The sequence below is a fragment of the Enterobacter sp. E20 genome (assembly GCF_000801755.2).
Lineage (GTDB): Bacteria > Pseudomonadota > Gammaproteobacteria > Enterobacterales > Enterobacteriaceae > Enterobacter > Enterobacter asburiae_B.
Window position 1 is genome coordinate 740,408 of record NZ_CP012999.1, and the last position, 25,830, is coordinate 766,237.

Here is a 25,830-nt window from a genome sequence, read left to right on the forward strand (position 1 = left end):
ATGCGCCGGATATTATCTGTTTTACTGGAAAACGAGTCTGGCGCACTGTCGCGCGTCATTGGCCTTTTTGCGCAGCGCGGCTATAACATTGAAAGCCTGACCGTTGCCCCGACGGAAGACCCGACGCTGTCGCGTATGACGATCCAAACCGTCGGCGATGCCAAAGTGCTTGAGCAAATTGAAAAACAGCTGCATAAGCTGGTCGACGTACTGCGCGTGAGCGAGCTGGGGCAGGGGGCCTACGTTGAGCGTGAGGTCATGCTGGTGAAAATCCAGGCCAGTGGCTACGGGCGTGATGAAGTCAAACGCAATGCGGATATTTTCCGCGGACAAATTATCGACGTCACGCCTTCTCTTTATACTGTGCAGCTGGTCGGGACAAGCGACAAGCTGGATGCTTTCCTCGCGTCCGTGCGGGACGTTGCAAAAATTGTCGAGGTGGCGAGATCGGGTGTCGTAGGTCTGTCACGCGGCGAGAAAATCATGCGTTAGTTGTCAAAAAGGTTCGCCTCTTTCTGCCCGGTCACCAAAGCCGGGCTTTTTTTTGCGTAATCAGCCGACAACGCAGATAAAAGCGGTTGCCGCGAAGTCTTTTCTGCGTTTAGATGTTAAAAGATTTAACCATAACCTTGACAGGGCCATGGACTCTTTTCTTTTTTTAAGGGGCAATTGTGAAACTGGATGAAATCGCCCGGCTAGCCGGCGTCTCACGAACAACGGCCAGCTATGTGATTAACGGTAAAGCAAAGCAGTACCGTGTCAGCGACAAGACCGTTGAAAAAGTTATGGCGGTGGTTCGTGAGCATAACTACCATCCGAATGCTGTCGCAGCCGGTCTGCGTGCCGGGCGTACCCGCTCTATTGGTCTGGTGATCCCTGACCTGGAAAACACCAGCTATACCCGTATCGCCAATTATCTTGAACGTCAGGCGCGCCAGCGCGGCTATCAATTGCTGATTGCCTGCTCGGAAGACCAGCCCGACAACGAAATGCGTTGCATTGAGCATTTGCTCCAGCGCCAGGTGGATGCCATCATCGTGTCGACCTCCTTGCCGCCAGAGCATCCGTTCTACCAGCGCTGGGCGAACGACCCGTTCCCAATCGTTGCGCTGGACCGCGCGCTCGATCGCGAGCATTTCACCAGCGTCGTGGGTGCGGATCAGGATGATGCCGAAATGCTGGCCGCAGAGCTCAGAACGTTCCCCGCTGAAACAGTGCTATATCTTGGCGCGTTGCCCGAGCTTTCCGTGAGCTTCCTGCGTGAGCAGGGATTCAGAACCGCCTGGAAAGACGATCCGCGCGAGGTTCACTACCTCTATGCCAACAGCTACGAACGCGAAGCCGCAGCGCAGCTGTTTGAGAAATGGCTGGAAACGCATCCGATGCCTCAGGCGCTGTTCACCACGTCATTTGCGCTGTTGCAGGGTGTCATGGATGTGACCTTACGTCGTGAAGGTAAACTGCCCTCCGACCTGGCAATTGCCACGTTCGGGGATAATGAGCTGCTCGACTTCCTGCAGTGCCCGGTGCTGGCGGTAGCACAGCGTCACCGCGATGTGGCTGAACGCGTGCTTGAGATTGTGCTGGCAAGCCTGGATGAGCCGCGCAAACCGAAGCCGGGTCTGACGCGTATCAAACGTAATCTCTACCATCGCGGAATTTTAAGCCGCCAAAAATGAAATGACGGGGCGGAGAAATCTGCCCCATTTTGCTGTGATTATTCGTGCAGATAATTCCCGGAGAGAAATTAGGATAATTCTTGCGGGATCGTAATCGCCTATTTTTTTAATTCATTCTGGCTTTTAAATTGTCCTTTTAAAGAACATGCGGGCGATTTTAAACAGCTATCTTTGTATTATTTTGTTACAAACCCTCTTCGGTCGATGAATATTCAGACGTTTTTCCTCTTACTGCTTCAGCTTACGTGGCAACCTCCGCGCTTACCGGGCACCTGGATGAATCTGGCGCTGTTATCCCCTGAGAATCTGTCATAAAATGCTGCCCGCGTCGCAAACTGACACTTTATATTTATCTGCGATGATATTGAGTGAGCTTTAACGCTAGTGTGCATATTCGGTTTTTTTCTTACAAATATTCATAACGTTAATTTTGCCTCGCCAGTTGTGCAGTTATTAACCAGGACTGTTTATCTCTGTAAATAGAGGGCTTTCGGGTCCTTATAGGGAGAGTCCTGGCTTGACAAGCTTTTCCCTCGCTCCGTAAACTCCTTTAGGTGGGAATTTGTGGGTTAAAGTGGTGAGGAGGGGTGAGACTGGCATGTTCCGTGGAGCTACGTTAGTCAATCTCGACAGCAAAGGGCGTTTATCGGTACCAACCCGATACCGCGACCAGCTGATTGAGAACGCTGCGGGTCAAATGGTTTGCACCATTGACATTAACTCCCCCTGCCTGCTGCTTTACCCCTTGCCTGAATGGGAAATTATTGAGCAAAAGCTGTCGCGACTGTCGAGCATGAACCCGCAGGAACGCCGCGTGCAGCGGCTGTTATTGGGACATGCCAGTGAATGTCAGATGGATAACGCAGGGCGGTTACTGATTGCCCCTGTGTTGCGGCAACATGCCGGTCTGACCAAAGAAGTGATGCTGGTCGGGCAGTTCAACAAGTTTGAACTGTGGGATGAAACGACCTGGTATCAACAGGTCAAGGAAGATATCGACGCTGAGCAGTCTGATTCCGCGACATTATCGGAACGGCTGCAGGACTTGTCTCTATAAATATGATGGAAAATTATAAACACAAAACGGTGTTACTGGACGAGGCCGTAAACGGTCTGAATATTCGTCCGGATGGCATCTACATTGATGGCACGTTTGGTCGCGGTGGTCACTCGCGTTTGATTCTCTCCCAGCTTGGAGAGGAAGGACGTCTGATGGCAATCGATCGCGATCCGCAGGCAATTGCCGTTGCACAAACCATCAATGACCCACGCTTTTCCATCGTGCATGGACCTTTCTCTGCGCTCGCGGATTATGTTGCCGAGCGTGGCCTGACGGGCAAGATCGACGGGATTCTTCTCGATCTTGGCGTCTCTTCACCCCAACTTGATGATGCTGAACGTGGTTTCTCCTTTATGCGTGATGGTCCGCTGGACATGCGTATGGACCCGACGCGCGGTCAGTCTGCCGCTGAGTGGTTACAGACCGCTGACGAAGCCGATATTGCATGGGTCATCAAAACGTTTGGCGAAGAGCGCTTTGGCAAACGTATTGCGCGCGCCATCGTTGAGCGCAATCGCATTGAGCCCATGACCCGCACCAAAGAGTTGGCCGAAGTGATCGCGGCGGCGACACCGGTGAAGGATAAGCACAAACATCCCGCGACCCGTACCTTCCAGGCGGTTCGCATCTGGGTAAACAGTGAACTGGAGGAAATAGAGCTGGCGCTAAAAAGCTCGCTCGACGTGCTGGCCCCGGGTGGGCGGTTATCCATCATCAGCTTCCATTCGCTGGAAGACCGTATTGTGAAACGCTTTATGCGTGAACAAAGCCGCGGTCCACAGGTGCCAGCGGGGCTGCCGATGACGGAAGAACAACTCAGGAAGCTGGGTGGCCGTCAGTTGCGAGCATTAGGCAAGTTGATGCCGGGCGAAGAAGAAGTGGCAGAGAATCCACGCGCCCGTAGTTCAGTGCTGCGTGTTGCAGAGAGGACGAACGCATGATCGGCAGAGTGACAGAGACCCTAAGCAAAGTTAAGGATTCGTTAGGAAGCAACGAGCGCCATGCCTTGCCTGGCGTGATCGGCGACGATCTTTTGCGGTTTGGGAAACTGCCACTCTGTCTGTTCATTTGCATCATTGTCACGGCAGTTACGGTGGTGACCACCGCCCACCATACACGTTTATTGACTGCGCAACGCGAGCAGATGGTACTGGAACGCGATGCGCTGGATATTGAATGGCGAAATCTGATCCTTGAAGAAAACGCGCTCGGCGATCACAGCCGGGTTGAACGGATCGCAACGGAAAAGCTGCAGCTGCAGCATGTTGATCCTTCGCAGGAAAATATCGTAGTACAAAAATAAGGGAAAACGCGACGCATGAAAGCAGCGGCAAAAACGCTAAAACCAAAACGTCAGGAAGAACAGGCCAACTTTGTTAGTTGGCGTTTTGCGTTGCTTTGCGGCTGCATTTTACTCGCTCTGGGTTTCCTGCTGGGACGCGTGGCCTGGCTGCAAATCATCGCCCCTGACATGCTGGTACGCCAGGGCGATATGCGCTCTCTGCGCGTCCAGGAAGTGTCGACATCTCGCGGGATGATCACCGACCGCTCGGGTCGTCCGCTGGCGGTGAGCGTGCCGGTGAAGGCGATCTGGGCCGATCCTAAAGAACTGCATGATGCTGGCGGGATCACGCTTGATAACCGCTGGAAGGCGCTTGCGGATGCGCTGAAGATGCCGCTGGACCAGTTAGCTTCGCGCGTAAATACGAACCCGCGAGGGCGGTTTATCTATCTGGCGCGTCAGGTGAACCCTGACATGGCGGACTACATCAAAAAATTGAAGCTGCCGGGGATCCATCTGCGTGAAGAATCCCGTCGTTACTATCCATCCGGCGAAGTGACTGCTCACCTCATTGGCTTTACTAACGTTGATAGCCAGGGGATTGAAGGCGTTGAAAAAAGCTTTGATAAATGGCTCACCGGCCAGCCCGGCGAGCGCATTGTGCGTAAGGACCGCTATGGTCGCGTGATCGAGGATATTTCCTCTACGGACAGCCAGGCCGCACACAATCTGGCCCTGAGTATTGATGAGCGACTACAGGCGCTGGTTTACCGCGAGCTGAACAATGCCGTGGCCTTCAACAAAGCGGAATCGGGCAGTGCCGTGTTAGTCGACGTCAACACGGGTGAAGTGCTGGCGATGGCCAATAGCCCGTCCTACAACCCTAACAATCTCACCGGTACGCAGAAGGATATTATGCGTAACCGTACCATCACAGACGTGTTCGAACCGGGTTCGACCGTTAAGCCGATGGTGGTCATGACTGCCCTTCAGCGCGGTATCGTCAATGAAAACACCGTCCTGAATACCATTCCATACCGAATTAACGGCCACGAGATCAAAGACGTGGCGCGCTACAGCGAATTGACCCTGACCGGGGTGTTACAGAAGTCGAGTAACGTCGGTGTTTCAAAGCTGGCGTTAGCGATGCCGTCCTCAGCGTTAGTAGAGACTTACTCACGTTTTGGACTTGGAAAGGCGACCAATTTGGGGTTGGTCGGAGAACGCAGTGGCTTATATCCTCAAAAACAACGGTGGTCTGACATAGAGAGGGCCACCTTCTCTTTCGGCTACGGGCTAATGGTGACACCGTTACAGTTAGCGCGAGTCTACGCAACGATCGGCAGCTATGGCGTTTATCGTCCGCTGTCGATTACCAAAGTTGATCCACCGGTTCCCGGCGAGCGTATCTTCCCGGAATCAACCGTCCGTACGGTTGTTCATATGATGGAAAGCGTAGCGCTGCCCGGCGGCGGCGGCGTGAAGGCGGCAATCAAAGGTTATCGCATCGCCATCAAGACCGGTACGGCGAAAAAAGTAGGGCCGGACGGCCGCTATATCAACAAATACATTGCCTATACCGCAGGCGTTGCGCCTGCAAGCAATCCGCGTTTTGCGCTGGTGGTCGTGATAAACGATCCGCAGGCGGGTAAATACTACGGCGGCGCCGTCTCCGCGCCTGTGTTCGGGGCTATCATGGGCGGCGTGTTACGCACCATGAACATCGAACCGGATGCGCTGGCGACGGGCGAAAAAAGTGAATTTGTAATTAATCAAGGCGAGGGTACAGGTGGCAGATCGTAATTTGCGCGACCTTCTCGCTCCGTGGGTGCCAAATGCACCGGAGCGAGCACTGCGAGAGATGGTACTGGACAGCCGCGTGGCTGCTTCTGGCGATCTTTTTGTGGCGGTGGTCGGTCATCAGGCGGACGGGCGTCGTTATATCCCGCAGGCGATTGCGCAAGGTGTGGCTGCCATTATTGCTGAGGCCAAAGATGAGGCAACCGACGGTGAGATCCGTGAAATGCACGGGGTGCCGGTCATCTATCTCAGCCAGTTAAACGAGCGTCTTTCCGCGCTGGCAGGACGTTTTTATCACGAACCTTCCGACCAGCTGCGCCTGGTAGGCGTCACGGGTACGAACGGTAAAACCACTACCACTCAGCTGATGGCGCAGTGGGCCCAGCAGCTGGGAGAAACCGGTGCGGTGATGGGTACCGTGGGTAACGGCCTGCTGGGCAAAGTGAGCCCGACGGAAAACACCACCGGCTCGGCGGTAGACGTACAGCATGTGCTTGCCGGTCTGGCAGGGCAGGGGGCAACCTTTGCTGCGATGGAAGTCTCTTCGCACGGTCTGGTTCAGCACCGCGTCGCGGCGCTGAAATTTGCCGCTTCCGTGTTTACCAACCTGAGCCGCGATCATCTTGATTATCATGGAGATATGGAGCATTACGAAGCCGCGAAATGGCTGCTGTTCTCTACTCACCATTACGGACAAGCCATCATCAACGCCGACGACGAAGTGGGCCGCCGCTGGCTGGCGAAGCTGCCGGATGCGGTTGCGGTGTCGATGGAAGACCATATCAATCCGAACTGCCACGGCCGCTGGCTGAAGGCGGTTGAGGTGAATTATCACGACAGCGGGGCGACAATCCGCTTTGCCTCTTCCTGGGGTGAAGGCGAAATTGAAAGCCGCCTGATGGGCGCGTTTAACGTCAGCAACCTGCTGCTGGCGCTGGCAACGCTGCTGGCGCTGGGTTATCCGATGGCTGAACTGCTGAAAACCTCAGCGCGTCTGCAGCCTGTTTGCGGCCGTATGGAAGTGTTCAGCGCGCCGGGCAAACCGACCGTTGTGGTTGATTATGCCCACACGCCGGACGCGCTGGAAAAAGCGCTGGAAGCGGCGCGCCTGCACTGCGCCGGTAAGCTCTGGTGCGTGTTTGGCTGCGGCGGCGATCGCGATAAAGGCAAACGCCCGCTGATGGGGGCTATTGCCGAGCAGTTCGCAGATATTCCGGTTGTGACCGATGACAACCCGCGTACCGAAGAGCCGCGCGCCATCATTAATGACATTCTGGCGGGCATGCTGGACGCGGGCCGCGCTCGCGTGGTGGAAGGCCGTGCGGAAGCCGTGACCAACACCATCATGCAGGCGCAGGAGAATGATGTTGTCCTGCTGGCGGGCAAAGGCCATGAAGATTATCAGATCGTTGGCAATCGCCGTCTGGACTACTCGGACCGCGTAACGGCAGCTCGTCTGCTGGGAGTCGTGGCATGATTAGCATCACGTTAAGCCAGGCCGCTGCCATCCTGCAGGGCGACCTGCGCGGGCAAGACCTGACCATTGATGCCGTAACGACGGACACCCGCAAAATCACCGCAGGCTGTCTGTTTGTGGCGCTGAAAGGCGAGCGTTTTGACGCGCATGATTTTGCGGAACAGGCCAAAGAGAACGGCGCCGGTGCGCTGCTCGTCAGCCGCAAGCTTGATATCGATCTGCCACAAATTGTGGTGAAAGATACGCGTCTCGCGTTCGGTGAGCTGGCCGCCTGGGTTCGCCAGCAGGTCCCTACGCGCGTTGTCGCCTTGACCGGTTCATCAGGCAAGACGTCGGTGAAAGAGATGACGGCGGCGATCCTCAGCCAGTGCGGGAATACGCTTTATACCGCGGGCAACCTCAATAATGACATCGGCGTGCCGATGACATTACTCCGCCTGACCAAAGAACATGAATTTGCGGTGATCGAGTTAGGGGCAAACCACCAGGGCGAAATCGCCTGGACCGTGAGCCTGACTCGCCCGGAAGCCGCGCTGGTGAATAACCTTGCGGCTGCGCATCTGGAAGGCTTTGGCTCGCTGGAAGGCGTAGCGAAAGCCAAAGGTGAGATTTACACCGGCCTGCCGGATGACGGTATCGCCATTCTGAACGCCGACAACAACGACTGGCTGAACTGGCAAAGCATTATTGGTTCGCGTAAAACCTGGCGCTTCTCGCCGAATGCGGCCAACAGTGATTTTACCGCGACCAATATCCATGTGACGTCGCACGGTACGGAGTTCACCCTCACCACCCCAACGGGTGGCGTAGATGTGCTGCTGCCGCTGCCGGGTCGCCATAATATCGCCAATGCGCTTGCGGCGGCGGCGTTGTCGACGGCAGTGGGCGCGTCGCATGAAGCGATTAAGACCGGGCTGGCGAACCTGAAAGCCGTGCCGGGACGTCTGTTCCCGATTCAGCTTTCGGAAAACAAGCTGCTGCTGGACGACTCCTACAACGCGAACGTGGGCTCAATGACGGCGGCGGTGCAGGTGTTATCTGAAATGCCGGGCTACCGCATCATGGTGGTGGGCGATATGGCAGAGCTGGGCGACGAAAGCGAAGCCTGCCATACCCAGGTCGGTGAAGCGGCGAAAGCGGCGGGGCTGGACTGCGTGCTGAGCGCAGGAAAACTGAGCCAGGCGATTAGCCAAGCCAGCGGCGTTGGCGAGCATTTTGCTGATAAAGCCGCGTTGATAGCGCGCCTTAAAGCGTTGATTACTGAAAAACAAATTGTGACTGTGTTAGTGAAAGGTTCACGTAGTGCCGCCATGGAAGAGGTTGTGCACGCATTACAGGAGAACGGGACATGTTAGTTTGGCTGGCCGAACATTTGGTCAAATATTATTCAGGCTTTAACGTCTTTTCGTATCTGACGTTTCGCGCCATCGTCAGCCTGCTGACTGCGCTGTTCATCTCGTTGTGGATGGGCCCGCGCATGATTGCCCGTCTGCAAAAACTCTCTTTCGGCCAGGTTGTGCGTAACGACGGCCCGGAATCGCACTTCAGCAAGCGCGGCACGCCGACCATGGGCGGGATCATGATCCTGACCGCCATCGTCGTTTCCGTGTTGCTGTGGGCCTATCCCTCCAACCCTTACGTCTGGTGCGTTCTGACGGTACTGGTGGGTTACGGGATCATCGGTTTTGTGGATGATTACCGCAAAGTCGTCCGCAAAGATACCAAAGGCCTGATCGCGCGCTGGAAGTATTTCTGGATGTCGGTGATCGCGCTGGGCGTGGCCTTTGCGCTGTATCTGGCAGGCAAAGACACGCCTGCCACCGAGCTGGTCGTGCCGTTCTTTAAAGACGTGATGCCGCAGCTGGGGCTGTTCTACATCCTGCTGGCCTACTTTGTGATTGTCGGTACCGGCAACGCCGTTAACCTGACCGACGGTCTGGATGGCCTGGCCATTATGCCAACCGTCTTTGTGGCCGCCGGTTTTGCGCTGGTGGCGTGGGCGACCGGTAACATGAACTTTGCGAACTACCTGCACATCCCTTATCTGCGCCACGCGGGTGAGCTGGTGATCGTCTGTACGGCGATTGTCGGCGCGGGGCTGGGCTTCCTGTGGTTCAACACCTATCCGGCACAGGTCTTCATGGGTGACGTCGGTTCCCTGGCTTTGGGCGGAGCGCTCGGCATTATCGCTGTGCTGCTGCGTCAGGAGTTCCTGCTGGTGATCATGGGCGGCGTGTTTGTGGTTGAAACCCTGTCGGTGATTTTGCAGGTCGGTTCCTTCAAGCTGCGCGGTCAGCGCATCTTCCGTATGGCGCCGATTCACCACCACTATGAACTGAAAGGCTGGCCGGAGCCGCGCGTGATTGTGCGCTTCTGGATTATTTCGCTGATGCTGGTGCTGATTGGCCTGGCAACGCTGAAGGTACGTTAATCATGGCAGATTACCAGGGCAAAAAAGTCGTTATCATCGGGTTGGGCCTCACGGGGCTCTCCTGCGTGGACTTTTTCCTCGCACGCGGCGTGACGCCACGCGTGATGGATACGCGTGTCTCTCCGCCGGGTCTGGACAAACTGCCGGAACAGGTTGAACGCCACCTTGGTGGTCTGAATGATGACTGGCTGCTGGCAGCCGATCTGATTGTCGCCAGCCCGGGTATGGCGCTGGCGCATCCTTCGCTGAGCGCTGCTGCGGATGCGGGCGTTGAGATTGTCGGCGATATCGAGCTGTTCTGCCGCGAAGCGCAGGCACCTATTATCGCCATTACCGGTTCTAACGGTAAAAGCACCGTCACCACCCTGGTGGGTGAAATGGCGAAAGCGGCGGGCATGAACGTCGGCGTTGGCGGTAACATTGGTTTACCCGCTCTGATGCTGCTGGATAAAGGCTGCGAGCTGTATGTTCTCGAGCTTTCCAGCTTCCAGCTGGAAACGACCTCCAGCCTGCACGCTGCGGCGGCGACGATCCTCAACGTGACTGAAGATCATATGGATCGGTATCCATTTGGTCTGCAGCAGTACCGCGCCGCCAAGCTGCGCGTTTATGAAAATGCCAAAGTCTGCGTTGTAAACGCCGATGACGCGCTGACCATGCCCGTACGCGGTGCAGACGATCGCTGTATCAGCTTCGGTATCACGATGGGGGATTACCACCTGAACCGTCAGCTGGGCGAAACCTGGCTGCGCGTGAAGGGTGAGAAAGTGCTGAACGTGAAAGAGATGAAGCTCACTGGTCAGCACAACTATACCAATGCCCTGGCGGCGCTGGCGCTGGCGGATGCAGTAGGGCTGCCGCGCTCCTCCAGCCTGAAAGCGTTAACCACGTTTTCTGGTCTGGCGCACCGTTTCCAGCTGGCGCTGGAGCACAACGGCGTGCGCTGGATTAACGACTCCAAAGCTACCAACGTCGGAAGCACGGAGGCCGCGCTGAACGGTCTGCACGTTGACGGCACCCTGCATTTACTGCTGGGCGGCGACGGTAAATCAGCTGATTTTTCCTCCCTGAAGCCGTATCTCGCCGGAGATAACGTCCGCCTGTACTGCTTCGGCCGTGACGGCAGCGAGCTGGCTGAACTGCGCCCTGAGGTTGCCGAGCAAACCGAAACCATGGAACAGGCGATGCGGCTGATTGCCCCTCGCGTGAAGCCAGGCGATATGGTGCTGCTCTCTCCGGCCTGTGCCAGCCTCGATCAATTCAAGAATTTCGAACAGCGTGGTGATGTCTTTACCCGCCTGGCGAAGGAGTTAGGCTAATGCGTTTATCTCTCCCTCGCCTGAAAATGCCGCGCCTGCCAGGATTTGGGATCCTGGCATGGGTATTTGCGGCGCTCAAAGGCTGGGTGATGGGCTCTCGTCAAAAAGATAACGACAGCCTGGTCATGTACGATCGCACGCTGTTCTGGCTCACTATGGGGCTGGCGGCGGTCGGCTTCATTATGGTGACGTCAGCCTCAATGCCCGTCGGGCAGCGTCTGGCGAACGATCCTTTCCTGTTTGCCAAGCGTGATGGTCTTTACATCATCCTGGCGTTCTGCCTGGCGCTGGTGACCCTGCGTCTGCCGATGGAGTTCTGGCAGCGCCACAGTACGGCGATGCTGATCGCCTCGATTATTATGCTGCTGATCGTACTGGTGGTGGGGAGCTCTGTTAACGGGGCTTCACGCTGGATCGCCTTTGGCCCGCTGCGCATTCAGCCTGCGGAATTTACCAAGCTCTCCCTGTTCTGCTACCTGGCTAACTACCTGGTGCGTAAGGTTGATGAAGTGCGTAACAATCTGCGCGGCTTCTTAAAACCGATGGGCGTGATTCTGGTGCTGGCGGTATTACTGCTGGCGCAGCCTGACCTCGGTACCGTTGTCGTGCTGTTCGTTACCACTCTGGCCATGTTGTTCCTGGCGGGCGCGAAGCTGTGGCAGTTCATCGCTATCATCGGGATGGGGATTTCGGCGGTTGTGCTGCTGATCCTCGCCGAGCCTTACCGTATTCGCCGTGTGACCTCGTTCTGGAACCCGTGGGAAGATCCGTTCGGCAGCGGCTATCAGCTGACGCAGTCGCTGATGGCCTTTGGTCGCGGTGAAGTCTGGGGGCAAGGGCTGGGTAACTCGGTACAGAAACTGGAGTATTTACCGGAAGCGCATACTGACTTCATCTTCTCCATTATTGCGGAAGAACTGGGTTATATCGGTGTGGTACTAGCGCTTTTAATGGTATTCTTCGTCGCTTTCCGCGCCATGTCCATCGGCCGGAAAGCGCTGGAGATCGATCACCGCTTCTCAGGATTCTTAGCCTGTTCAATTGGTATCTGGTTTAGCTTCCAGGCATTGGTTAACGTCGGGGCCGCAGCGGGTATGCTGCCGACCAAAGGTCTGACGTTGCCGTTGATCAGTTATGGTGGTTCGAGTCTGTTGATTATGTCGACGGCCATCATGTTTTTGTTGCGTATAGATTATGAGACGCGTCTGGAAAAAGCCCAGGCGTTTACACGAGGTTCACGATGAATCAACCGAAGCGGTTAATGGTGATGGCAGGCGGTACCGGCGGACACGTGTTCCCGGGGCTGGCGGTTGCGCACCATTTAATGGATCAGGGCTGGCAGGTACGCTGGCTGGGAACCGCAGACCGCATGGAAGCCGATCTGGTGCCGAAGCACGGTATCGAGATCGACTTTATTCGTATTTCCGGCCTTCGGGGCAAAGGCCTCAAGGCAATGCTGCTGGCACCGGTGCGTATTTTTAACGCCTGGCGCCAGGCGCGCACCATCATGAAGCGCTTTAAGCCAGATGTGGTGCTGGGCATGGGCGGCTATGTCTCTGGTCCTGGCGGGCTGGCGGCGTGGTCGTTAGGCATTCCCGTTGTGCTACATGAACAAAACGGTATTGCCGGTCTGACCAACAAGTGGCTGGCGAAAATCGCTACCAAAGTTATGCAGGCGTTTCCCGGTGCGTTCCCGAAAGCGGACGTGGTGGGTAACCCGGTGCGTGTGGACGTGCTGGCTCTCCCGCTGCCGGACGCTCGTCTGACGGGCCGTGAAGGGCCGGTTCGTGTACTGGTCGTCGGCGGCTCTCAGGGCGCACGCATTTTAAACCAGACGATGCCGCAGGTTGCCGCAAAGCTGGGGGATACCGTGACGATTTGGCACCAGAGCGGAAAAGGCGCTCAGCAGACCGTTGAGCAAGCTTACGCAGACGAAGGCCAGCCGCAGCATAAAGTCACAGAGTTTATCGACGACATGGCGGCAGCGTATGCCTGGGCCGATGTCGTGGTCTGTCGTTCAGGCGCGCTGACGGTGAGCGAGATCGCCGCCGCGGGTCTGCCGGCCCTGTTTGTGCCGTTCCAGCACAAAGACAGACAGCAGTACTGGAATGCGCTGCCGCTTGAGAAAGCCGGTGCCGCGAAGATTTTTGAACAGCCACAATTTACCGCCGACGCGGTCGCCACCACCCTGGCGGGCTGGAACAGAGACGCACTGCTGGAGATGGCGCAACGCGCACGCGCGGCCGCTATCCCTGATGCGACAGAACGGGTGGCAAAAGAAGTGAGCCTGGCAGCCCAGGCTTAACCCTCGCAGCGCGTGTTGCGCTGCACGAATTTTAAGTAGTCGATGGCGTTTAGAGAATGAATACACAACAACTGGCAAAACTGCGTTCAATCGTGCCCGAGATGCGTCGCGTCCGGCACATTCACTTTGTTGGCATCGGTGGTGCTGGCATGGGCGGTATTGCCGAAGTGTTAGCTAACGAAGGTTATCAGATCAGCGGGTCTGACCTGGCGCCAAACCCTGTAACGCAGCAGCTGGCGTCGCTTGGGGCGACTATCTATTTCAACCATCGTCCGGAAAACGTGCGCGATGCGAGCGTGGTGGTGGTCTCGAGCGCTATCTCCTCTGACAACCCGGAAATCGTTGCCGCGCATGAAGCGCGCATTCCGGTGATCCGCCGTGCAGAAATGCTGGCGGAACTGATGCGTTTCCGTCACGGCATCGCCATTGCCGGGACTCACGGTAAAACCACAACCACGGCGATGGTTTCCAGTATTTATGCGGAAGCGGGTCTCGACCCGACGTTCGTCAACGGCGGTCTGGTCAAAGCCGCAGGCGTACACGCGCGTCTGGGCCACAGTCGTTATCTGATTGCCGAAGCGGATGAGAGCGACGCGTCGTTCCTGCACCTGCAGCCGATGGTGGCGATTGTCACTAACATCGAAGCTGACCATATGGATACCTACCAGGGCGACTTCGAGAACTTAAAGCAGACCTTCATCAACTTCCTGCACAACCTGCCGTTCTATGGACGCGCGGTGATGTGCGTAGACGATCCGGTGATCCGCGAGCTGCTGCCGCGCGTGGGTCGTCAAATCACCACTTACGGCTTCAGCGAAGACGCTGACGTCCGCGTGGAAGAGTACAAGCAGATTGGTGCGCAGGGGCATTTCACGCTGGCGCGTCAGGACAAAGAACTGCTGCACGTCACGCTGAATGCGCCAGGTCGCCATAACGCCCTCAATGCCGCAGCGGCTGTGGCCGTCGCGACGGAAGAAGGCATTGATGATGATGCCATTCTGCGCGCGCTGGAAAGCTTCCAGGGCACCGGCCGTCGCTTCGACTTCCTCGGTGAATTCCCGCTGGACGCCGTGAACGGTAAAGCAGGCACTGCGATGCTGGTGGACGACTACGGCCACCATCCGACCGAAGTTGACGCCACCATTAAAGCCGCACGCGCAGGCTGGCCGGACAAAAATCTGGTGATGGTCTTCCAGCCGCATCGCTTCACGCGTACGCGCGATCTGTACGACGATTTCGCCAGCGTCCTGTCACAGGTAGACACCCTGTTAATGCTGGACGTGTACGCCGCAGGCGAGACGCCGATTCCGGGTGCTGACAGCCGTTCCCTGTGTCGTACCATCCGTGGACGCGGTAAAGTTGACCCTATTCTGGTTTCTGACCCAGCACAGGTGGCGGAAATTCTGGCACCGGTTCTGACAGGTAACGATTTGATTCTGATTCAGGGCGCGGGAAATATCGGCAAAATCGCCCGTACCTTAGCTGAAATCAAACTGAAGCCGCAAACCCAGGAGGATGAGCATCATGGCTGATAAGATTGCTGTCCTGTCTGGCGGCACCTCCGCCGAGCGCGAGGTTTCCCTGAATTCCGGCGCGGCTGTGCTGGCGGGCCTGCGTGAAGGTGGCGTCAATGCGCACCTGGTCGACCCAAAAGAGGTCGACGTGACGCAATTAAAAGCCATGGGCTTCGATAAAGTCTTTATCGCTTTGCATGGTCGCGGCGGTGAAGACGGCACCCTGCAGGGGCTTCTGGATTTGATCGGCATGCCGTACACCGGCAGCGGCGTGATGGCCTCCGCTATCTCTATGGATAAACTGCGCAGCAAGCTTCTGTGGCAGGGCGCGGGGTTACCCGTTGCGCCATGGGTAGCACTGACGCGTCGCGAATTTGAATTGGGCCTGCCGGATAGCGTTAATACACGCATTGCTGAGCTGGGCTTACCGGTTATTGTAAAGCCCAGCCGGGAAGGTTCGAGCGTGGGAATGTCCAAAGTCGAGAAAGCTGAAGATCTTTCGTCCGCTTTAGCACTGGCATTTCAACATGATGAAGAAGTTCTGGTTGAAAAATGGCTCAGCGGGCCGGAATTTACCGTCGCGATGCTTGGCGAAGAAATTTTACCGTCAATTCGTATCCAACCGGCCGGAACCTTCTATGATTATGAGGCGAAGTATCTCTCTGATGAGACGCAATATTTCTGCCCTTGTGGTCTTGAAGCTGAGCGTGAAGCAGATTTACAGTCCCTGGTGCTTAAAGCCTGGCATATTCTGGGTTGTCAGGGCTGGGGACGCATCGACGTGATGCAGGACAGTGACGGACAATTTTATCTGCTGGAAGCGAATACCTCTCCGGGAATGACCAGCCACAGCCTTGTGCCGATGGCCGCGCGTCAGGCGGGGATGAGCTTCTCGCAGTTAGTCGTACGCATTCTGGACCAGGCGGGCTGATATGTCTCAGGCTGCATTGAACACGCGCAACCGCGATGACGAGGACGAATACGCCTCTTCACGCCGCAGTAATGGAACGCGTCTTGCAGGCATCATTTTCCTGCTCGGGGTGCTGTGCACCGTGTTTATCAGCGGCTGGATGGTCCTGGGCTGGATGGAAGATGCGCAGCGGTTGCCGCTTTCTAAGCTGGTGGTCACCGGTGAGCGTCACTACACGCGTAACGACGATATTCGCCAGTCAATTCTGGCGCTGGGCTCGCCTGGCACTTTTATGACGCAGGACGTCAACATTATTCAGAGCCAGATAGAACGTCTGCCATGGATAAAACAGGCGAGCGTAAGAAAGCAATGGCCTGATGAATTGAAGATTCATCTGGTTGAATATGTGCCCATTGCGCGTTGGAATGATCAGCACATGGTTGACGCAGACGGAAACTCCTTCAGCGTCCCGGCCGATCGTGTCAACAAGCAAAATTTACCGATGTTGTATGGCCCGGAAGGTAGCGAAAACGAGGTGTTACAAGGTTTTCGCGAAATGGGTCAGGTGCTGGCTAAGGACAGGTTTACGTTAAAAGATGCTGCCATGACGGCGCGCCGTTCCTGGCAGCTGACGTTAACGAACGGCATTAAGCTCAACCTGGGACGCGGCGACACAATGAAGCGTCTGGCGCGTTTTGTCGAACTTTACCCGGTTTTACAGCAGCAGGCACAGACTGACGGCAAACGGATAAGCTACGTTGATTTGCGCTATGACTCAGGCGCAGCAGTCGGTTGGGTACCGGCTCCGGTCGAGGAACCTAATCAGCAACAGAATCAGGCACAGGTACAGGCAGAACAACAATGATCAAGGCGACGGACAGAAAACTGGTAGTTGGACTGGAGATTGGCACCGCGAAGGTTGCCGCTTTAGTAGGGGAAGTTCTGCCCGACGGTATGGTCAATATCATTGGCGTAGGCAGTTGCCCGTCTCGTGGTATGGATAAAGGTGGGGTAAACGATCTTGAATCGGTGGTGAAATGCGTTCAGCGCGCCATCGATCAGGCTGAACTGATGGCAGATTGCCAGATTTCTTCTGTCTATCTGGCCCTTTCTGGTAAGCACATTAGCTGCCAGAACGAAATCGGTATGGTGCCGATTTCCGAAGAAGAAGTGACGCAGGAAGACGTTGAAAACGTCGTGCACACGGCGAAATCCGTGCGTGTCCGCGACGAGCATCGCGTGCTGCATGTCATTCCGCAGGAATATGCGATTGACTACCAGGAAGGGATCAAGAACCCGGTCGGCCTTTCTGGCGTACGTATGCAGGCAAAAGTGCACCTGATCACATGTCACAACGATATGGCGAAGAACATTGTAAAAGCCGTTGAACGTTGTGGCCTGAAAGTTGACCAACTTATTTTCGCCGGTCTGGCGGCAAGTTATTCCGTACTGACCGAAGATGAACGTGAACTGGGTGTCTGTGTGGTCGATATTGGTGGTGGTACAATGGACATCGCCGTGTATACCGGCGGTGCGTTGCGCCACACGAAAGTGATCCCTTATGCCGGGAACGTTGTGACCAGCGATATTGCTTACGCTTTTGGTACGCCGCCGAGCGATGCAGAAGCGATTAAAGTGCGCCACGGCTGCGCGCTGGGGTCTATCGTTGGCAAAGATGAGAGCGTTGAAGTGCCGAGCGTCGGTGGTCGTCCACCTCGTAGCCTGCAGCGCCAGACGTTGGCAGAGGTCATTGAGCCGCGCTATACCGAGCTGCTCAACCTGGTCAACGAAGAGATTTTACAGTTACAGGAACAGCTTCGTCAGCAGGGCGTTAAACATCATCTTGCGGCGGGGATTGTATTAACCGGCGGTGCAGCGCAAATTGAAGGTCTTGCGGCCTGTGCTCAGCGCGTATTCCATACGCAGGTGCGTATTGGTGCGCCGCTGAATATCACCGGTTTAACGGATTATGCTCAGGAGCCGTATTATTCAACGGCTGTGGGCCTGCTCCACTACGGGAAGGAATCTCATCTCAGTGGTGAAGCAGAAGTGGAAAAACGCGTCTCAGTGGGGTCGTGGGTCAAACGACTGAACAACTGGTTGCGAAAAGAGTTTTAATTTTTTTAAGAGACCGGAGAGAATTAGCGGTCTCGGGCGACAGGCACAACGGAGAGAGAAATTATGTTTGAACCTATGGAACTGACCAACGACGCGGTGATTAAAGTCATCGGCGTCGGTGGCGGCGGCGGTAACGCCGTAGAGCATATGGTGCGTGAACGCATTGAAGGTGTTGAATTCTTCGCAGTTAACACCGATGCGCAGGCACTGCGTAAGACGGCTGTTGGCCAGACTATCCAGATCGGCGGTGGTATCACCAAAGGGCTGGGAGCAGGGGCTAACCCGGAAGTCGGCCGTAATGCGGCTGAAGAAGATCGTGAAGCGCTGCGCGCTGCACTGGAAGGTGCGGACATGGTCTTCATCGCAGCAGGCATGGGTGGCGGTACCGGTACCGGCGCAGCACCTGTTGTGGCTGAAGTGGCTAAAGATTTAGGTATCCTGACCGTTGCTGTCGTGACCAAGCCTTTCAATTTTGAAGGCAAGAAGCGTATGGCCTTCGCGGAGCAGGGTATCACCGAGCTGTCCAAGCATGTGGACTCGCTGATCACCATCCCGAACGACAAGCTGTTGAAAGTTCTGGGTCGCGGTATTTCCCTGCTGGACGCATTCGGTGCAGCAAACGACGTGCTGAAAGGCGCGGTTCAGGGTATCGCTGAACTGATTACCCGTCCTGGCCTGATGAACGTTGACTTTGCAGACGTTCGCACCGTGATGTCCGAAATGGGCTACGCGATGATGGGCTCTGGCGTGGCGAGCGGTGAAGACCGTGCTGAAGAAGCGGCTGAAATGGCTATCTCTTCTCCACTGCTGGAAGATATCGATCTGTCTGGTGCGCGCGGCGTGCTGGTCAACATTACCGCTGGCTTTGACCTGCGTCTGGATGAGTTCGAAACCGTGGGTAACACCATCCGTGCGTTCGCCTCTGACAACGCTACCGTGGTAATCGGTACTTCCCTTGACCCTGAAATGAACGACGAGCTGCGTGTTACCGTTGTTGCGACCGGTATCGGTATGGACAAGCGTCCTGAGATCACCTTAGTGACCAACAAGCAGACTCAGCAACCGGTAATGGATCGTTACCAGCAGCACGGTATGTCTCCTCTGACTCAGGAGCAGAAACCGGCCGCGAAAGTGGTGAACGACCCAACGCCGCAAACGGCGAAAGAGCCAGATTATCTGGATATCCCGGCGTTCCTGCGTAAGCAAGCTGACTAAGAATTGGCTGGAATTAGGGGATTTGCGCTCTTTGTGCTAAACTGGCCCACCGTTAGTGATATACACTCTCGGTTGGATAGTTAATTTGGCGAGATTATACGATGATCAAACAAAGGACACTTAAACGTATCGTTCAGGCGACTGGTGTCGGTTTACATACCGGCAAGAAAGTCACGCTGACGTTACGCCCTGCGCCGGCCAATACCGGGGTCATCTATCGTCGCACCGACTTGAATCCACCGGTAGATTTTCCGGCCGATGCCAAATCTGTGCGTGATACTATGCTCTGTACTTGTCTGGTGAACGAGCATGACGTGCGGATTTCTACCGTAGAGCACCTTAACGCCGCCCTGGCGGGTTTGGGTATCGACAACATTATTGTTGAAGTCGATGCGCCAGAAATCCCGATTATGGATGGCAGTGCTGCACCGTTCGTCTATCTGTTGCTGGATGCCGGCATCGAAGAACTGAACTGCGCGAAGAAATTTGTACGCATCAAAGAGACCGTTCGCGTCGAAGATGGCGACAAGTGGGCTGAATTCAAACCGTACAATGGTTTCTCGTTGGACTTTACCATCGACTTTAACCATCCGGCGATTGACTCCAGCACCCAGCGCTATGCGATGAACTTCTCTGCCGATGCGTTTATGCGCCAGATCAGCCGAGCCCGTACATTTGGCTTCATGCGTGATATCGAATATCTGCAGTCCCGCGGCCTGTGCCTGGGCGGCAGCTTCGATTGTGCCATCGTTGTTGACGATTATCGCGTACTGAACGAAGACGGCCTGCGTTTCGAAGATGAATTCGTTCGTCACAAAATGCTGGATGCTATCGGCGACCTGTTCATGTGTGGTCACAACATCATTGGTGCATTTACCGCGTTCAAATCCGGTCATGCGCTGAACAACAAACTGTTGCAGGCCGTCCTGGCAAAACAGGAAGCTTGGGAATATGTGACCTTCGAAGACGAAGCTGAACTGCCGCTGGCTTTCAAAGCGCCAAGCATGGTTCTGGCGTAACGGTTCAAACCGTTTCGTAAAAAAAATCGACTGGTTAACCTGGTACTCTCTCCGACCAGGAAGACCAGTCGTTTTTATTTTTACCCTTCTCCGTTTACCCCTGCGGTATCTCTCGTTTGTCTTACTCAGAAAATATGTGCGTTAGCTGCATTCTTGACCGTTTTTCTCCGCGGCGGCACCTCATTCCTGCTGATGTATATTGGCTTTAGTGGTACTATCTGGGCGCTAAAATGAATAACTGAACTCAGCCTCTGAAAGGCTGGCTTATTGGGTGGAGCAGGTGAGCGGAATACTGACGCGCTGGCGACAATTTGGCAGACGTTACTTCTGGCCGCATCTCTTATTAGGGATGGTCGCGGCGAGTTTCGGCTTGCCTGCGCTCAGCAACAGTGCCGAAGCGGCGACGCCCGCAAAAACCTCCACCACTAAACACGATCTCAGCACGCGGGTTAACTTCACTAACCTCGCGTGGCTTGAAGCCAGTCGCCGCCCAAACTTCACCGTCGATTACTGGCACCAGCACGCTATCCGCACCGTTATCCGCCATCTGTCCTTTGCGATGGCACCGCAGGCCATGCCTGTTGCGGAAGAGGCGCTGCCGGTGCAGGCTCAACATCTTGCCCTGCTGGACACGCTCAACGCGCTGCTCACGCAGGACAGCCAGCCGCCGGTCATGGTTCGTCAGACAACGCAGCGTGCGTTTGTTTCACCAGCTTCATTCTCTGTTTCAACCTGGATTAGCCAGGCTCACGGCATTCGCGCCGGGCCGCAACGCCTCAGCTAAATTAACTTTTTCAATACCTTAATTTATCTGCCCACAATGGGGCGTTTGAGAATTTATTATGCTAATCAAATTGTTAACTAAAGTTTTTGGTAGTCGTAACGATCGTACCCTGCGCCGTATGCGCAAAGCTGTTGCCGTCATCAACGGTATGGAACCAGCGATGGAGAAGCTCTCTGATGACGAGCTGAAAGCGAAAACGGCGGAATTCCGTGCGCGTCTGGAAAAAGGTGAAACCTTAGAAAGCCTGATCCCGGAAGCGTTTGCTGTCGTGCGCGAAGCGAGTAAGCGTGTATTCGGCATGCGTCACTTCGACGTTCAGCTGCTGGGTGGTATGGTGCTCAACGAGCGCTGCATCGCGGAAATGCGTACCGGTGAAGGTAAAACCCTGACCGCAACGCTGCCGGCTTACCTGAACGCGCTGACTGGTAAAGGCGTTCACGTGGTTACCGTCAACGACTATCTGGCGCAGCGTGACGCCGAAAACAACCGCCCACTGTTCGAATTCCTCGGTATGACCGTCGGCATTAACATGTCCGGCCTGCCTGCGCCAGCCAAGCGCGAAGCGTATAACGCGGACATCACCTACGGCACCAACAACGAATACGGCTTCGACTACCTGCGTGACAACATGGCGTTCAGCCCGGAAGAGCGCGTACAGCGTAAGCTGCACTATGCGCTGGTGGATGAGGTTGACTCCATCCTGATCGATGAAGCACGTACTCCGCTGATCATCTCCGGCCCGGCTGAAGACAGCTCAGAGATGTACCGTAAGGTCGACAAAATCATTCCACACCTGCTGCGTCAGGAGAAAGAGGACTCGGATACCTTCCAGGGTGAAGGTCACTTCTCCGTAGATGAAAAAGCGCGCCAGGTGAACCTGACCGAACGTGGTCTGGTGAAAATTGAAGAGCTGCTGGTAGCTGAAGGCATCATGGAAGAGGGCGAGTCCCTGTACTCTCCGAGCAACATCATGCTGATGCACCACGTGACCGCTGCACTGCGCGCCCACGCGTTGTTCACCCGCGACGTCGATTACATCGTTAAAGACGGCGAAGTGATCATTGTCGATGAACACACCGGCCGTACCATGCAGGGACGTCGCTGGTCTGACGGTCTGCACCAGGCTGTCGAAGCCAAAGAAGGTGTGGATATTCAGAATGAAAACCAGACGCTGGCGTCTATTACCTTCCAGAACTACTTCCGTCTGTACGAGAAGCTGGCGGGGATGACCGGTACTGCTGATACCGAAGCATTTGAATTCAGCTCCATCTACAAGCTGGATACCGTGGTCGTTCCAACCAACCGTCCAATGATCCGTAAGGATATGCCGGACCTGGTGTACATGACCGAAGCGGAAAAAATTCAGGCGATCATCGAAGATATTCGCGACCGCACTGCCAACGGCCAGCCGGTTCTGGTGGGGACCATCTCCATCGAGAAATCTGAAGTGGTTTCTCACGAGCTGACTAAAGCAGGTATCAAACATAACGTTCTGAACGCCAAATTCCACGCCAAAGAAGCGGACATTGTTGCGCAGGCGGGTTATCCCGCTGCCGTAACCATCGCCACCAACATGGCGGGTCGTGGTACCGATATTATGCTGGGCGGTAGCTGGCAGGCTGAAGTGGCGGAGCTGGAAAACCCAACGCCAGAACAGATTGCGCAGATCAAAGCTGACTGGCTGGTTCGTCATGACGCCGTCCTGGCTTCCGGCGGTCTGCACATCATCGGTACAGAGCGTCACGAATCTCGTCGTATCGATAACCAGCTGCGCGGCCGTGCGGGTCGTCAGGGTGATGCCGGTTCATCCCGCTTCTACCTGTCTATGGAAGATGCGCTGATGCGTATTTTCGCCTCCGACCGCGTGTCCGGCATGATGCGTAAGCTGGGGATGAAGCCTGGCGAAGCCATCGAGCACCCGTGGGTGACTAAAGCGATCGCTAACGCACAGCGTAAAGTGGAAAGCCGCAACTTTGATATTCGTAAGCAGCTGCTGGAATATGATGATGTGGCTAACGATCAGCGTCGTGCAATCTATACTCAGCGTAACGAACTGCTGGACGTGTCCGACGTGAGCGAAACCATCAACAGCATTCGTGAAGATGTGTTTAAAGCCACCATCGACGCGCATATTCCACCGCAGTCTCTGGAAGAGATGTGGGATATCGAAGGCCTGCAGGAACGTCTGAAAAATGACTTTGACCTCGATCTGCCAATCAAAGAGTGGCTGGATAAAGAGCCTGAGCTGCACGAAGAGACCCTGCGCGAACGTATCTTTGAAACCGCGCTGGACGTCTACAAGCGTAAGGAAGAGGTTGTTGGCGCTGAAATGATGCGTCATTTCGAAAAAGGCGTAATGCTGCAGACGCTCGACTCCCTGTGGAAAGAGCACCTGGCGGCGATGGACTACCTGCGTCAGGGTATTCACCTGCGTGGCTATGCGCAGAAAGATCCGAAGCAGGAATATAAGCGTGAATCCTTCTCCATGTTTGCCTCGATGCTGGAATCACTGAAGTACGAAGTGATCAGCACCCTGAGCAAGGTTCAGGTGCGTATGCCTGAAGAAGTGGAAGCGATGGAGCAGCAGCGTCGTGAAGAAGCCGAGCGCCTGGCACAAATGCAGCAGCTGAGTCATCAGACCGACGACAGCGAAGCCGCAGCGGCGATCGCCGCGCAGACCGGCGATCGTAAAGTGGGTCGAAACGATCCTTGCCCGTGTGGTTCCGGTAAAAAGTACAAGGCGTGCCACGGCCGCCTGAGCTAAGTTCATAAAAAAACAAAAAGGCGCAGAAATCTGCGCCTTTTTTATGGAAGTGACAATATGAAAATACTGCAAATTGCCGTCGGGATTATTCGCAACCCGCAAAACCAAATCTTCATCACCCAGCGCGCTGCCGACGCCCATATGGCGAACAAGTGGGAGTTTCCAGGCGGTAAAATCGAGTCAGGTGAAACGCCGGAAGAGGCGCTGGTTCGGGAGCTTCAGGAAGAGGTGGGGATCACCCCGCTTGGCGCAACGCTGTTTGATAAGCTTGAATACCAGTTTCCGGACAGGCACATCACGCTGTGGTTCTGGCTGGTGGAAAACTGGGAGGGAGAACCCTGGGGAAAAGAGGGACAGCCGGGTAACTGGGTGGAACTTCAGGCAAGTGACGCCGAAAAATTCCCGCCAGCTAATGAACCCGTGATCCTGCGGTTAGTCGCACAACCGTAGGCCTGCTGAGCGAAGCGCCAGCAGGCTTTACAGATTACTGCTGGGTTTCACTCCAGTCATCGCTGTCCGAGAGATCGCCTTCGCTAGGTATGCGTTTCTCTTCCGCCGCCCATTCGCCCAGGTCAATGAGCTGGCAGCGCTTGCAGCAGAATGGGCGGAACGGACTGACTTCGCCCCAGACAACGGTTTTGCCACAGGTTGGGCAGCTTACGGTGGTGACATCAGACATCGGCACTCCTTAACAACAGGCCAGTTCAAAATCGAGACGTTCCGGCACGGTGCCATTTTCACTGTCCAGCGGCATAAAGCGAATCGCAAAGCGGCTCTTATGCCCGGAAATCTGTGGGTAAAGCTGTTCGCCGAGAGATAGATTGAGACGCAGAAGATCGGCATCATCACCGTTATCCTGGAAGAAACCATTCAGGCTGGTTTGCTTGCGGAACGGCGCAGAGTTACGGATCAGATCGAGGATCAACGACAGCGTCTGGTGCATTGGCTCCAGGCTTGCCAGCCAGCTGTTCACCTGTGCGTCACGCTGCGCCTGTGGCATATGTAGCCACATATGCAGCGTCGGCAGGTCGAAGCTGCAGCAGCCGCCAGGGATGCTCAGACGCTGGCGCACCAGGCCAATCAGGCGGTCTTCACGCAAAAACTGCCCTACGCGCGGCGCGGCCATCAGGACGGCACTGCTGCTTTTCAACTGCTGGCGGAGCGCGTCGATACGGCTCTGATCTACGCCGGGGACCTCCGTCCATGCCTGCAATTTACGCTGCTGGCGCTCCAGCTCTTTGAGTAATTCTGTGCGGACATCGCCGCGTTCAATCACATCCAGCAGATCGCCTACGTTGCGGAAGAAGTGCAGCGCGGTGGCATGATCGTTAACAGGCAGATGTTGTGAAAGTTGTTGAATAAGGAATTCGATGCGCAGCCAGGTGCGCATTTTTTCGTTGAGCGGATGCTCAAAAAGGATGTGTGTCGACATTATGGTTTTTCCTGTGCAACGGCCTGCGCGGCGAACGTCAGATACTGCGCGTGCAGGCGGGCAACATCCGATGCAATGGCATCTGGTGCGCCGTTATTATCAATAACATCATCCGCCACGGCAAGGCGCTGAGCGCGCGTAGCCTGAGCGGCAAGAATTTGTTCAGCATGCTCCCGAGAGACGCGATCGCGCGTCATGGTTCTCTGGATTTGCGTTTCGGGTGCGACATCAATCACCAGCACACGATCGGCTTTCTTCTGCAGCTGATTTTCAACCAGTAGCGGAACCACCCACAGGACATAGGGCGAGCGGGCTGCGGCTATCTGACGTTGAGTTTCCTGGTGGATGATGGGGTGGAGCAGGGCATTAAGCCAGTCTTTTTCCGCAGAATCAGAAAAAATACATTCGCGAAGCTGACGGCGATTCAGTGTGCCATCGGCACTGATGACTGCCTGACCAAAATGTTCTGCGATGGCCTTTAGCGCGGGTGTATTGGGCTCTACCACCTGGCGGGCAATGATATCGGCATCAATAATCGTGATACCCAAACGAGAGAACGCGTCCGCAACGGTACTTTTGCCACTACCGATGCCGCCGGTTAATGCGACGATATACCCCATTAATTCAAATCCTGGGAATTATTCATTATTAAAATCAGTTGATTAAAACTCTTAGGTGCGCTGGCAACTGTTTGGCCCTGTTTACCGGCTTTTTACCAGGT

24 protein-coding genes are annotated in these 25,830 nt (G+C 55.5%); 21 read left to right on the plus strand and 3 right to left on the minus strand.

Annotated features, from left to right (window positions below; all coding sequences use genetic code 11):
* The 21 genes from ilvN to mutT all read left to right on the plus strand — a co-directional run bounded on the left by ilvN (position 1) and on the right by mutT (position 24,127).
* A complete protein-coding gene (ilvN, locus tag NI40_RS03460) occupies positions 1-492 on the plus strand; it encodes an acetolactate synthase small subunit (protein ID WP_023310389.1) in 492 nt (163 codons plus the stop codon).
* Between the two features lie 179 nt (positions 493-671).
* Positions 672-1,679 carry a catabolite repressor/activator gene (gene cra / locus NI40_RS03465; protein WP_008501993.1) on the plus strand — a complete coding sequence of 336 codons (1,008 nt, stop codon included), beginning with the start codon at positions 672-674 and terminating at the stop codon, positions 1,677-1,679.
* A gap of 598 nt (positions 1,680-2,277) precedes the next feature.
* A complete protein-coding gene (gene mraZ, locus NI40_RS03470) occupies positions 2,278-2,736 on the plus strand; it encodes a division/cell wall cluster transcriptional repressor MraZ (RefSeq protein WP_021240528.1) in 459 nt (152 codons plus the stop codon).
* Positions 2,737-2,738: 2 nt separating this feature from the next.
* Positions 2,739-3,680 carry a 16S rRNA (cytosine(1402)-N(4))-methyltransferase RsmH gene (rsmH, locus tag NI40_RS03475; RefSeq protein ID WP_039260818.1) on the plus strand — a complete coding sequence of 314 codons (942 nt, stop codon included), beginning with the start codon at positions 2,739-2,741 and terminating at the stop codon, positions 3,678-3,680.
* On the plus strand, positions 3,677-4,042 hold the full coding sequence (gene ftsL / locus NI40_RS03480; protein WP_008501989.1) for a cell division protein FtsL: 366 nt from the start codon (positions 3,677-3,679) through the stop codon (positions 4,040-4,042). Before rsmH ends, ftsL begins: the two co-directional genes overlap by 4 nt.
* A 15-nt stretch (positions 4,043-4,057) precedes the next feature.
* Complete coding sequence (locus NI40_RS03485; protein ID WP_033144627.1) at positions 4,058-5,824, plus strand: peptidoglycan glycosyltransferase FtsI; 1,767 nt, start codon at positions 4,058-4,060, stop codon at positions 5,822-5,824.
* Positions 5,811-7,298 (plus strand): UDP-N-acetylmuramoyl-L-alanyl-D-glutamate--2,6-diaminopimelate ligase, encoded by a 1,488-nt coding sequence (gene murE / locus NI40_RS03490; protein ID WP_039260816.1) that lies wholly within the window; start codon positions 5,811-5,813, stop codon positions 7,296-7,298. The genes NI40_RS03485 and murE overlap by 14 nt, the downstream gene beginning before the upstream one ends.
* The gene (gene murF / locus NI40_RS03495) at positions 7,295-8,653 is read left to right on the plus strand and encodes a UDP-N-acetylmuramoyl-tripeptide--D-alanyl-D-alanine ligase (protein ID WP_039260815.1); all 1,359 of its coding nucleotides are present in this window, start codon (positions 7,295-7,297) and stop codon (positions 8,651-8,653) included. The genes murE and murF overlap by 4 nt, the downstream gene beginning before the upstream one ends.
* Positions 8,647-9,729, plus strand: a complete 1,083-nt coding sequence (mraY, locus tag NI40_RS03500; RefSeq protein ID WP_008501985.1) for a phospho-N-acetylmuramoyl-pentapeptide-transferase — start codon at positions 8,647-8,649, stop codon at positions 9,727-9,729. The genes murF and mraY overlap by 7 nt, the downstream gene beginning before the upstream one ends.
* A gap of 2 nt (positions 9,730-9,731) precedes the next feature.
* Positions 9,732-11,048 carry a UDP-N-acetylmuramoyl-L-alanine--D-glutamate ligase gene (murD, locus tag NI40_RS03505; RefSeq protein ID WP_039260814.1) on the plus strand — a complete coding sequence of 439 codons (1,317 nt, stop codon included), beginning with the start codon at positions 9,732-9,734 and terminating at the stop codon, positions 11,046-11,048.
* Positions 11,048-12,292 (plus strand): cell division protein FtsW, encoded by a 1,245-nt coding sequence (gene ftsW / locus NI40_RS03510; RefSeq protein ID WP_023310395.1) that lies wholly within the window; start codon positions 11,048-11,050, stop codon positions 12,290-12,292. The genes murD and ftsW overlap by 1 nt, the downstream gene beginning before the upstream one ends.
* A complete protein-coding gene (murG, locus tag NI40_RS03515) occupies positions 12,289-13,353 on the plus strand; it encodes an undecaprenyldiphospho-muramoylpentapeptide beta-N-acetylglucosaminyltransferase (RefSeq protein ID WP_039260813.1) in 1,065 nt (354 codons plus the stop codon). Before ftsW ends, murG begins: the two co-directional genes overlap by 4 nt.
* 56 nt (positions 13,354-13,409) lie before the next feature.
* Positions 13,410-14,885, plus strand: a complete 1,476-nt coding sequence (murC, locus tag NI40_RS03520) for a UDP-N-acetylmuramate--L-alanine ligase (RefSeq protein ID WP_033144631.1) — start codon at positions 13,410-13,412, stop codon at positions 14,883-14,885.
* Positions 14,878-15,798 (plus strand): D-alanine--D-alanine ligase, encoded by a 921-nt coding sequence (locus NI40_RS03525; RefSeq protein WP_039260812.1) that lies wholly within the window; start codon positions 14,878-14,880, stop codon positions 15,796-15,798. The genes murC and NI40_RS03525 overlap by 8 nt, the downstream gene beginning before the upstream one ends.
* A 1-nt stretch (position 15,799) precedes the next feature.
* Positions 15,800-16,642, plus strand: a complete 843-nt coding sequence (gene ftsQ, locus NI40_RS03530; RefSeq protein WP_023310399.1) for a cell division protein FtsQ — start codon at positions 15,800-15,802, stop codon at positions 16,640-16,642.
* Entirely contained in the window at positions 16,639-17,895 is a 1,257-nt protein-coding gene (gene ftsA / locus NI40_RS03535; protein WP_023334508.1) for a cell division protein FtsA, read from the plus strand. Before ftsQ ends, ftsA begins: the two co-directional genes overlap by 4 nt.
* 63 nt (positions 17,896-17,958) lie before the next feature.
* Positions 17,959-19,110 carry a cell division protein FtsZ gene (gene ftsZ, locus NI40_RS03540; protein WP_008501978.1) on the plus strand — a complete coding sequence of 384 codons (1,152 nt, stop codon included), beginning with the start codon at positions 17,959-17,961 and terminating at the stop codon, positions 19,108-19,110.
* A 101-nt stretch (positions 19,111-19,211) separates the two neighbouring features.
* Positions 19,212-20,129 carry a UDP-3-O-acyl-N-acetylglucosamine deacetylase gene (gene lpxC / locus NI40_RS03545; protein ID WP_008501977.1) on the plus strand — a complete coding sequence of 306 codons (918 nt, stop codon included), beginning with the start codon at positions 19,212-19,214 and terminating at the stop codon, positions 20,127-20,129.
* 280 nt (positions 20,130-20,409) lie between these two features.
* Complete coding sequence (gene secM, locus NI40_RS03550) at positions 20,410-20,913, plus strand: secA translation cis-regulator SecM (protein ID WP_033146485.1); 504 nt, start codon at positions 20,410-20,412, stop codon at positions 20,911-20,913.
* A gap of 58 nt (positions 20,914-20,971) precedes the next feature.
* Entirely contained in the window at positions 20,972-23,677 is a 2,706-nt protein-coding gene (gene secA / locus NI40_RS03555) for a preprotein translocase subunit SecA (RefSeq protein ID WP_039260811.1), read from the plus strand.
* Positions 23,678-23,734: 57 nt separating this feature from the next.
* Positions 23,735-24,127, plus strand: a complete 393-nt coding sequence (mutT, locus tag NI40_RS03560) for an 8-oxo-dGTP diphosphatase MutT (RefSeq protein ID WP_023310403.1) — start codon at positions 23,735-23,737, stop codon at positions 24,125-24,127.
* Between the two features lie 34 nt (positions 24,128-24,161).
* Here mutT and yacG read toward each other — a convergent pair whose 3' ends face one another.
* The 3 genes from yacG to coaE are packed head-to-tail and all read right to left on the minus strand — an operon-like array spanning position 24,162 to position 25,729.
* Positions 24,162-24,356 carry a DNA gyrase inhibitor YacG gene (yacG, locus tag NI40_RS03565; RefSeq protein ID WP_023310404.1) on the minus strand — a complete coding sequence of 65 codons (195 nt, stop codon included), beginning with the start codon at positions 24,354-24,356 and terminating at the stop codon, positions 24,162-24,164.
* 9 nt (positions 24,357-24,365) lie between these two features.
* Entirely contained in the window at positions 24,366-25,109 is a 744-nt protein-coding gene (gene zapD, locus NI40_RS03570) for a cell division protein ZapD (protein ID WP_023310405.1), read from the minus strand.
* Positions 25,109-25,729 carry a dephospho-CoA kinase gene (gene coaE, locus NI40_RS03575; RefSeq protein WP_039260810.1) on the minus strand — a complete coding sequence of 207 codons (621 nt, stop codon included), beginning with the start codon at positions 25,727-25,729 and terminating at the stop codon, positions 25,109-25,111. Before coaE ends, zapD begins: the two co-directional genes overlap by 1 nt.
* Between the last annotated feature and the right edge of the window lie 101 nt (positions 25,730-25,830).

Excerpts from the sequence above, each read along its gene's own strand:
- ilvN (WP_023310389.1), top strand. The coding sequence starts at position 1 with ATGCGCCGGATATTATCTGTTTTACTGGAAAACGAGTCTGGCGCACTG.
- ftsZ (WP_008501978.1), top strand. The coding sequence starts at position 17,959 with ATGTTTGAACCTATGGAACTGACCAACGACGCGGTGATTAAAGTCATC.
- secA (WP_039260811.1), top strand. The coding sequence starts at position 20,972 with ATGCTAATCAAATTGTTAACTAAAGTTTTTGGTAGTCGTAACGATCGT.
- yacG (WP_023310404.1), bottom strand. The coding sequence starts at position 24,356 with ATGTCTGATGTCACCACCGTAAGCTGCCCAACCTGTGGCAAAACCGTT.
- NI40_RS03485 (WP_033144627.1), top strand. The coding sequence starts at position 4,058 with ATGAAAGCAGCGGCAAAAACGCTAAAACCAAAACGTCAGGAAGAACAG.
- murC (WP_033144631.1), top strand. The coding sequence starts at position 13,410 with ATGAATACACAACAACTGGCAAAACTGCGTTCAATCGTGCCCGAGATG.
- coaE (WP_039260810.1), bottom strand. The coding sequence starts at position 25,729 with ATGGGGTATATCGTCGCATTAACCGGCGGCATCGGTAGTGGCAAAAGT.
- mraZ (WP_021240528.1), top strand. The coding sequence starts at position 2,278 with ATGTTCCGTGGAGCTACGTTAGTCAATCTCGACAGCAAAGGGCGTTTA.
- ftsW (WP_023310395.1), top strand. The coding sequence starts at position 11,048 with ATGCGTTTATCTCTCCCTCGCCTGAAAATGCCGCGCCTGCCAGGATTT.
- mraY (WP_008501985.1), top strand. The coding sequence starts at position 8,647 with ATGTTAGTTTGGCTGGCCGAACATTTGGTCAAATATTATTCAGGCTTT.
- lpxC (WP_008501977.1), top strand. The coding sequence starts at position 19,212 with ATGATCAAACAAAGGACACTTAAACGTATCGTTCAGGCGACTGGTGTC.
- rsmH (WP_039260818.1), top strand. The coding sequence starts at position 2,739 with ATGATGGAAAATTATAAACACAAAACGGTGTTACTGGACGAGGCCGTA.
- mutT (WP_023310403.1), top strand. The coding sequence starts at position 23,735 with ATGAAAATACTGCAAATTGCCGTCGGGATTATTCGCAACCCGCAAAAC.
- ftsL (WP_008501989.1), top strand. The coding sequence starts at position 3,677 with ATGATCGGCAGAGTGACAGAGACCCTAAGCAAAGTTAAGGATTCGTTA.
- zapD (WP_023310405.1), bottom strand. The coding sequence starts at position 25,109 with ATGTCGACACACATCCTTTTTGAGCATCCGCTCAACGAAAAAATGCGC.
- murD (WP_039260814.1), top strand. The coding sequence starts at position 9,732 with ATGGCAGATTACCAGGGCAAAAAAGTCGTTATCATCGGGTTGGGCCTC.
- NI40_RS03525 (WP_039260812.1), top strand. The coding sequence starts at position 14,878 with ATGGCTGATAAGATTGCTGTCCTGTCTGGCGGCACCTCCGCCGAGCGC.
- ftsA (WP_023334508.1), top strand. The coding sequence starts at position 16,639 with ATGATCAAGGCGACGGACAGAAAACTGGTAGTTGGACTGGAGATTGGC.
- ftsQ (WP_023310399.1), top strand. The coding sequence starts at position 15,800 with ATGTCTCAGGCTGCATTGAACACGCGCAACCGCGATGACGAGGACGAA.
- murG (WP_039260813.1), top strand. The coding sequence starts at position 12,289 with ATGAATCAACCGAAGCGGTTAATGGTGATGGCAGGCGGTACCGGCGGA.
- murF (WP_039260815.1), top strand. The coding sequence starts at position 7,295 with ATGATTAGCATCACGTTAAGCCAGGCCGCTGCCATCCTGCAGGGCGAC.